This is a genomic window from Nocardioides sp. NPDC059952 (assembly GCF_042730435.1).
In the GTDB taxonomy this organism is placed as follows: domain Bacteria; phylum Actinomycetota; class Actinomycetes; order Propionibacteriales; family Nocardioidaceae; genus Nocardioides.
The window spans coordinates 60,521-67,935 of the sequence record NZ_JBHWLY010000031.1 but is presented as its reverse complement, the minus strand read 5'-3'; the positions used below and the strand labels follow the sequence as shown (position 1 = coordinate 67,935).

At 69.1% G+C, this 7,415-nt stretch carries 10 protein-coding genes; 6 read left to right on the top strand and 4 right to left on the bottom strand.

Annotated features, from left to right (window positions below):
* Positions 1-73 precede the first annotated feature (73 nt).
* Positions 74-1,537 carry a malate:quinone oxidoreductase gene (locus tag ACFV9G_RS15885; RefSeq protein ID WP_378728447.1) on the bottom strand — a complete coding sequence of 488 codons (1,464 nt, stop codon included), beginning with the start codon at positions 1,535-1,537 and terminating at the stop codon, positions 74-76.
* Between the two features lie 161 nt (positions 1,538-1,698).
* Between ACFV9G_RS15885 and ACFV9G_RS15880 the strand changes: the two genes are divergently transcribed.
* Entirely contained in the window at positions 1,699-2,799 is a 1,101-nt protein-coding gene (locus tag ACFV9G_RS15880) for a PLP-dependent cysteine synthase family protein (RefSeq protein ID WP_378728446.1), read from the top strand.
* Here ACFV9G_RS15880 and ACFV9G_RS15875 read toward each other — a convergent pair.
* Both ACFV9G_RS15875 and ACFV9G_RS15870 read right to left on the bottom strand, forming a co-directional pair.
* Positions 2,763-3,461 carry a TIGR02206 family membrane protein gene (locus ACFV9G_RS15875; protein WP_378728444.1) on the bottom strand — a complete coding sequence of 233 codons (699 nt, stop codon included), beginning with the start codon at positions 3,459-3,461 and terminating at the stop codon, positions 2,763-2,765. The genes ACFV9G_RS15880 and ACFV9G_RS15875 overlap by 37 nt on opposite strands.
* A 193-nt stretch (positions 3,462-3,654) precedes the next feature.
* Positions 3,655-4,428 carry a putative protein N(5)-glutamine methyltransferase gene (locus ACFV9G_RS15870; protein ID WP_378728443.1) on the bottom strand — a complete coding sequence of 258 codons (774 nt, stop codon included), beginning with the start codon at positions 4,426-4,428 and terminating at the stop codon, positions 3,655-3,657.
* Positions 4,429-4,444: 16 nt separating this feature from the next.
* Between ACFV9G_RS15870 and ACFV9G_RS15865 the strand changes: the two genes are divergently transcribed.
* Genes ACFV9G_RS15865 through ACFV9G_RS15855 form a run of 3 tightly spaced genes read left to right on the top strand, consistent with a single transcriptional unit; the run spans position 4,445 to position 6,329 of the window.
* Positions 4,445-4,801 carry a hypothetical protein gene (locus ACFV9G_RS15865; RefSeq protein WP_378728442.1) on the top strand — a complete coding sequence of 119 codons (357 nt, stop codon included), beginning with the start codon at positions 4,445-4,447 and terminating at the stop codon, positions 4,799-4,801.
* 53 nt (positions 4,802-4,854) lie between these two features.
* Positions 4,855-5,280 carry a hypothetical protein gene (locus tag ACFV9G_RS15860; RefSeq protein ID WP_378728440.1) on the top strand — a complete coding sequence of 142 codons (426 nt, stop codon included), beginning with the start codon at positions 4,855-4,857 and terminating at the stop codon, positions 5,278-5,280.
* A complete protein-coding gene (locus tag ACFV9G_RS15855) occupies positions 5,277-6,329 on the top strand; it encodes an MBL fold metallo-hydrolase (RefSeq protein ID WP_378728439.1) in 1,053 nt (350 codons plus the stop codon). Before ACFV9G_RS15860 ends, ACFV9G_RS15855 begins: the two co-directional genes overlap by 4 nt.
* On the opposite strand, the gene ACFV9G_RS15850 is transcribed toward ACFV9G_RS15855, so the two are convergent.
* Complete coding sequence (locus ACFV9G_RS15850) at positions 6,319-6,747, bottom strand: GNAT family N-acetyltransferase (RefSeq protein ID WP_378728438.1); 429 nt, start codon at positions 6,745-6,747, stop codon at positions 6,319-6,321. The two genes, ACFV9G_RS15855 and ACFV9G_RS15850, sit on opposite strands and share 11 nt — an antisense overlap.
* 19 nt (positions 6,748-6,766) lie before the next feature.
* Here ACFV9G_RS15850 and ACFV9G_RS15845 point away from each other — a divergent pair, with 19 nt between their 5' ends.
* Together ACFV9G_RS15845 and ACFV9G_RS15840 are read left to right on the top strand one after the other, a co-directional pair.
* Positions 6,767-7,003, top strand: a complete 237-nt coding sequence (locus ACFV9G_RS15845; RefSeq protein ID WP_378728437.1) for a hypothetical protein — start codon at positions 6,767-6,769, stop codon at positions 7,001-7,003.
* The gene (locus tag ACFV9G_RS15840; protein ID WP_378728436.1) at positions 7,003-7,404 is read left to right on the top strand and encodes a type II toxin-antitoxin system VapC family toxin; all 402 of its coding nucleotides are present in this window, start codon (positions 7,003-7,005) and stop codon (positions 7,402-7,404) included. The genes ACFV9G_RS15845 and ACFV9G_RS15840 overlap by 1 nt, the downstream gene beginning before the upstream one ends.
* Positions 7,405-7,415 lie beyond the last annotated feature (11 nt).

The following is a 7,415-nucleotide window of genomic DNA, read 5'->3' as shown; positions in this document are numbered from 1 at the left end:
CAGCGAAACGGCAGTTTCGTCGCCCACAACTACAGATTCGGCCCGCCAGAACTACCTATTCGGCAGGGGCGGGTCAGCCGAGGTGGAGCTGGCGGTCCGTACGCGCGAAGGTCTCGGCGGCGAGCTCGGGGTCGGCGCTGAGCTCGGCACCGGTGGCCGGGATCATCGTCTTGAGCTGGGGCTGCCAGCCGTCCCAACGGTCGGGGAAGCAGCGGCGCAGGACGTTGACCATGATCGCCGGGGCGGTCGAGGCGCCGGGGGAGGCACCCAGGAGACCGGCGATGCTGCCGTCCTCGGCGGTGATGACCTCGGTGCCGAACTGGAGTACGCCGTCGGGGCGGATGACCTGCACCCGTTGGCCGGCGATGATCCGCTCCCAGTCCTTGCGGTCCGCGGCGGGGAAGAAGTCCTGGAGGTCGTCGAACTTCTTGCGCGGCGAGCGCAGCAGCTCCTTGACCAGGTAGACGGTGAGATCCATGTTGGTGAGCCCGGCCCGCAGCATCGGCAGCAGGTTGTGGGGCCGCACCGAGAGGAACAGGTCGGTGAGCGAGCCGGTCTTGAGGAAGCGCGGGCTCCAGCCGGCGTACGGACCGAACATCAGGTGGGTCTTGCCCTCGACGTGACGGGTGTCGAGGTGGGGCACCGACATCGGCGGAGCGCCGACGGCGGCCTTGCCGTAGGCCTTGGCGCTGTGCTGGGCGACGAGCTCCGGCTTGGAGGTGCGCAGGAACTCACCGGAGACGGGGAAGCCACCGAAGCCGCGGATCTCCTGGATGCCGGCCTTCTGCAGCAGCGGCAGCGCGTAGCCGCCGGCGCCGACGAAGACGAAGCGGGAACGCAGGTGGTACTTCCCGGACTCGTTGCGGCCGTAGATGTGCCAGAAGCCGTCCATGGTCTGGTGCAGGTCGGTGACCTCCGACCCGGTCTCCAGGTCGGCGCCCTTGTCGACCAGGGTGCGGGTCAGCATCGAGGTGAGCGAGCCGAAGTCGACGTCGGTGCCGGCGTTGGTCCAGGTCGCCGCGACGGGCTCGTCGGCGAGGGACTTCGCGGAGCGACCCGACAGCAGCAGCGGCGCCCAGCCCTTGATGACCTCGGGGTCGGTGGAGAACTCCATCCCCGGGAACAGCGGGTGGACCGACAGCGCCTCGTAGCGCTTGCGGAGGTAGTCGACGTTCTCGGCACCCCACACGAAGGACATGTGCGGAACGGTGTGGATGAACTTGTCCGGGTCCGGGATGCGGCCGTTCTCGACCAGGAAGGACCACAGCTGCCGGGAGAGCTGGAACTGCTCGTTGACGTTGACGGCCTTGGAGATGTCGACCGAGCCGTCGGCCTTCTGCGGGCTGTAGTTGAGCTCGCACAGCGCGGAGTGGCCGGTGCCGGCGTTGTTCCACGGGCCGGAAGACTCGACGGCGAGCGAGTCGAGCCGCTCGATCATCTTGATGGACCAGCTGGGCTCCAGCTCCTGGAGGAGCACACCCAGGGTGGCGCTCATGATGCCGCCGCCGATCAGCACTACGTCAAGAGGTTCGTCCACAGGTCTTTTGTCTCGCTTTTGGGGCCGCAATGGTTAATCGGGGTCCTTAGATCGGTCTAACTTGTGGGCAACTTCACTGCCGGACCCGATCGTGATTCGGTCTTTCATTGTGGCTCACCGCACATGCCGGTGGTAGTTCAGGGTGGAGTTACGCTCAGGCGGTGCCACGCCTCTCTGACTCCCATCGCGCCTGGATCGACGAAGCCGTACGCCGCGTCGAGGCCGACGCGCAGCGCTCGGCCGACACCCATCTGCACGTCGTTCCGCTCCCCGTCCGCGACGGTGCGAGTCCCGGGGTCGACCTCTATCTGAAGGACGAGTCCGTCCATCCCACCGGCTCGCTGAAGCACCGCCTGGCGCGCTCGCTGTTCCTCTACGCGGTCTGCAACGGCTGGCTCCACGAGGGCTCGACCGTCGTCGAGGCGTCGAGCGGTTCGACCGCGGTCTCGGAGGCCTACTTCGCCGGCCTGCTCGGGCTGCCGTTCGTCGCGGTGATGCCGCGCTCGACCTCGGCGGAGAAGGTGCGCCTGATCGAGTGGCACGGCGGCCGCTGCCACTTCGTGGACCGCGCTCCTGACATGTACGCCGAGGCCGAGCGCCTCGCCCGGGAGTGCGACGGCCACTACATGGACCAGTTCACCTATGCCGAGCGAGCCACCGACTGGCGCGGCAACAACAACATCGCCGAGTCGATCTTCGACCAGATGTCGCAGGAGCGACACCCGGTGCCGACCTGGATCGTCGTCTCGGCCGGCACGGGCGGCACCTCGGCGACGATCGGCCGCTACCTCCACTACCGCCGCCATCCCACCAGGCTGCTGGTCGCCGACCCGGAGAACTCTGCCTTCTACGGCGGCTGGGAGACCGACACCTCCGACTACGCCACCGGCATGCCCTCGCGCATCGAGGGGATCGGCCGGCCGCGGGTCGAGCCGTCCTTCGTCGGCGGGGTCGTCGACGACATGGTCCAGGTCCCCGACGCGGCTTCGATCGCGACGATGCGCTGGCTCTCGGCCCGGATGGGCCGCTCGGTCGGCCCCTCGACGGGCACCAACGTGTGGGCATCGCTGGGTGTCGTACGCGAGATGGGGGAGGCCGGCACCCCGGGCAGCGTCGTCTCGCTGCTGTGCGACTCCGGGGAGCGCTACCGCTCGTCCTACTACGACGACGGCTGGGTGAGCGAGAAGGGCATCGACCTGACGCCGTACGCCTCGGCTCTCGCCGACTACGAGCGCACCGGCGTCCTCGTCGACCCGTCCTGACGCGCCCAGATCCGTAGCCCCAGCGTCATCACGGCCCAGACAGCGGCGACCAGCGCGATCTCGCTGAGGATGTAGAACGGCCACGGTCCGAGCAGGTCGAGCATCGAGGCGAACTCCGGCTTGCGCCGCAGGTAGCCGTAGTTGGCGTCGAGAACGAGGTTGAGGACGTACGCCACCACGGCCCACGCCGCGGTGGTCGCGACCGTCCAGCCGTAGTCACGCCAGCGGGGCAGCAGCTTGAGCCCGAAGACCAGGTAGACGGCGGCCAGCACGACCATCAGGTGCATCACCCAGAAGGTGATGTAGCTGACGTCGGGGAAGTCCATCACGTCCGGGGTGAACACGCCCTGCGTGGTCAGGGTGAGGCCCCAGAAGCAGGTCAGCGCGGTCGGGTAGGGGTGGTGGGTCCACAGCGCGATCGCCGCCGCGATCCACGCCAGATCACACAGCTGGACCGGCAGATCGATGAAGAGGTCGAAGTCGGTGACCCACTCGTGAGCCAGCAGCGGGATCACCGTGAGCGGAAGCGCGAGCGCGAATCCTCGGGAGAATCTCGACGGCTTCGCGTCGGCCCGCTGCTGCCTGCCCAGCCAGATCACGGCCACGATCCCCGCTGTGAGCAGGGACAACGGCACCAGGTGGGTCAGACCGTAAGCCTGCATATCGGAAGTCTGACGGGATTCTCGAAAAAATTCTTCCCAACCCGCGTCATGGGTCGGCGGGTGGCCCGTTTCATCGGCGAGAAGGTCGTCCGCCGGTGGGGGGTGGACGAACTTCACGGTGGCGGTCCCTCTGAATGCACACCGCGGGGGTGGTGTGCAATCAGAGGGACGCCTCGCTTTTCGGCGCAGCTCGTCAGCGAGCCGTTCCGGTCACCGCGGTCGCGTAGAGGTCTTCGTCGTGATGGATCTGCGCGACCAGCCCCTGCTCCCGCATCAGGCTCGCGGTGACGGGCGCCTGCTCCTGGCCGGCCTCGACCACGAGTACGCCGCCGGGGGCCAGATGCTTCGGTGCCTGCTCGATCACGCGACGCTGTACGTCGAGCCCGTCCGTGCCGCCGTCGAGGGCCACGTGGTGCTCGTGGTCGCGCGCCTCGGGCGGCATGTTCCGGATCTGGTCGCTCGGGACGTACGGGGCGTTGGCCACGATCACGTCGAAGGCGAGGTCGTGGGGGAGCGGGTCGTAGAGGTCGCCGAGGAGGACGTGGTCGGCGGGGAGATTGCTCCGCGCACACTCGACCGCGGCTGGGTCGATGTCGGTCGCCCAGACCTCCGCATCCAGGACGCGCGCCGCAACCGCGGCACCCAGCGCTCCGGTCCCGCAGCCGAGGTCGAGCACCCTCCGCGACCCGTTCTGCAAGGCCGCCCGGACGGCGATGTCGACGATCAGCCCCGAGCGCTGCCGGGGCACGAACACCCCCGGCGCGACCCGGATCCGGAGCCCGCAGAACTCGGCCCAGCCCAGGATGAGCTCCAGCGGCTCGCCGGCCACGCGGCGTACGACCATCTCCTCCCGCTCCCGTGCGGTGACCGGGGCGGACTCGAGCAGCGCCGCCTCGTCCTCGGCGAAGACACAGCCGGCGGCGCGGAGGCGGGCGACGAGCCCCGGATCGGGAGATGTGGAAGTCATTGGAGAAGATTGGCACGTGGACGCCGTGACCCTGATCGGATTTATCGTGGCCGGATATGCCGCGTTCGTGACGATCGCGGCTGCCGTCGGGGTCGCGCTGAAGGCGCCGCGGCCGCGGTGGCTGGACCAGCTGGCGTGGATGCTGGAGATCCTGGCGGTCGTGCTCGCGGTCGGTGCGCTGGCGGCCTGGTCGGGCGGACGCAAGCCGGAGTCGCTGTCGACCTTCCTGGGCTACCTCGGCGCGCTGGTGTGCCTGATGCCGCTGGCGCTGCAGACGATGCGTACGGACCGCTCGACCTGGTCCTCGGGCGTGATCGCGGCGGCGGCCCTGGCGACCGGAGTCGTGGCCGTACGCGTCATGATGGTGCGGTGAGCACCCCACGACGTCCTCGCTCCGCTCCGGGCGCCGCGGGGACCCCGAAAAGCGTGACCGCGACCTCTCCCGACAAGACTCGTTCCGGTCCGCACCTCGTGCTGCTGACCGTCTATGCGATCTTCGTGCTCGCCGCGGGAGCCAGGTCGCTGGTGCAGGTCCTCACCCACTTCGACGAGGCCCCGATCGCCTACTCGCTCTCGGTCGTCGCCGCGGCGACGTACGTCGCCGGCTGGTTCGCGATCCGCCGGGCGGCCGCCGGGTCGGCGGGTTTCGCGAAGGTCATGCTGTGGATCGAGCTGGCCGGCGTGATCGTCGTCGGTGTCCTGTCCTTGGCCGTGCCGTCCTGGTTCCCGGACGACTCGGTATGGTCGAAGTTCGGGAGCGGATACGGATTCGTTCCCGCCCTGCTGCCGATCCTGGGTCTCCTCTGGCTCTGGAAAGGCAGAGCTTCAGGGCCGACCGAAGGAGAACGATGAGTCAGTCGACAGCCACCGCCATCTCGCCTGACTCGGGGGAGCACTGGTCCGCTCCCGGTGCGTGGACGGTCGCCGACGGCGTACACCGGATTCCGCTGCCGCTGCCCATGGACGGGCTCAAGGCGGTCAACATCTACGTCCTCGAGGGCGCTGACGGACTTTCGCTGGTCGACGGTGGCTGGGCGATCACCGAGGGGCGTTCTGCTCTGGAGGCCGGGCTGAAGAAGCTCGGCTTCGAGTTCGGTGACATCCGCCGGTTCCTGGTCACCCACGTGCACCGCGACCACTACACGCTCGCCTCGGTGCTCGGTCAGGAGTTCGGTGCGGACGTGCTGCTCGGCGCCGGCGACCGGCCCACCCTCGAGCTCACCAACGGCGACCTCGACGGCTGGGTCTCGACCGACCGGCTCCTCGCCCACGCCGGTGCGCACGACCTCGCCGCGCAGTGGGCCGCCAACCCGCCGCCCGCGCCCGACCTGTCCCACTGGCGGATGCCCTCGCAGTGGCTGGAAGGGGACGTACGCCTCTCCGTCGCCGGTCGCGACGTCGACGCCGTGCACACTCCTGGGCACACCCAGGGCCACTACGTCTACGCGGACCTGGCCGGCTCGGTCCTGTTCGCCGGCGACCACGTGCTGCCCACGATCACGCCGTCGATCGGCTTCGAGCCGGTGCCGGTCATCGACCCGCTCGGCGACTTCATGGCGTCGCTGACCAAGGTTCGTTCGTTGCCTGATCTGCGACTTCTCCCCGCTCACGGCCCGGTCGCCCCGTCGTCGCACGCCCGCGTCGACGAGCTCCTGGCCCACCACGAGTCCCGGCTCGCCCAGTCGCTCGCGTCCTTGCAGGCCGGACGGCGCTCCGCCCTCGAGGTCGCCAACGACCTCGGCTGGACCCGCCACGAGCGTGCCTTCGCCGAGCTGGACTTCTTCAACGCCGGCCTCGCGGTCATGGAGACCAAGGCCCACCTCGAGCTGCTCGCGGCTCGCGGTCAGGCCACCCGTGAGGAGACCGAGGCGAGCGTGCTCTTCGCCCCCGTCAGCGGGTGAGCCGCATCGGGGTGTGCGGGATGTCGTCCTCGAGGAACTCCTCGCCGTCCTTCACGAACCCGAACTTCGCGTACCAGCCGGCCAGCGGCGACTGAGCGTCCAGGACGACGTCGCGGTCGGGGAGCGCCTCGACGGCGGCTGTCATGATCACGTCGGCCAGGCCCTGGCCGCGGTGGGTGGGAGCGAGCACGACGCGGCCGATCCGCCACACCTCGCCGTCGTCGAGGATGCGGGCGGTGCCGGCGAGCCGGTCGCCGTCGGTGAGCACCACGTGGAGCGTGCCGGGCTCGAGGTCGCGGCCGTCCAGGTCGAGGTAGGGGCAGTCCTGCTCGACGATGAAGACCTCCTGGCGCAGCTGCCACAGGGCGTACGCGGTCTTCGGGGGGAGCTGGTCGAAAGTGAGGATCTCAGTGCCCATGTGCATGTATTATGCATGCATGGTCGCAATGCAGATCAGAGACGTGCCCGAGCCGGCCCGTGACGCGTTGGCGAAGCGGGCGCAGGCCAAGGGCCAGAGCCTGCAGGCATACCTTCGCGAGTTGGTCCTTCGGGAGGCAGCGTTCGCCAACAACCTCGACGTCCTCGACGACGTCGCGGGGTGGCGTACGGGCGGCGAGGCGACCCTCGATGACGTGCTGGCGGCTCGCGATGACGCGCGGCGCGACGTCGGCTGATGATCGTCGTCGATGCGTCGGTGGTCGCGCTGACCTTTCTTGACCCGGCCACCGAGCCGAGGGCGTTCCAGGCGCTCGAGGAGATGCGGGCCGATCCCGCCTGGCTGGTGCCTGCGCACTGGCATGTCGAGGTGCTGTCGACCGTGCGCGGTCTGTTGCTGGGCGGCAAGATCGACAAGGCGAAGGCCGACCGCGCGGCCGCCGCGATCCAGCAGATGACCGTCGCGGTCACGCCCACCGGCCCGCTGATGCCGCGGATGTGGGAGCTTCGCAACAACCTGTCGACCTACGACGCTGCCTACGTCGCCAGTGCGGAGAGCCATCACATCACGTTGGTCACCGCTGATGTACGCATCGAGAAGGCCGGCGTCGCGCGATGCCCGGTTCGGGTGGTCGGCTGAGGGACGGACTT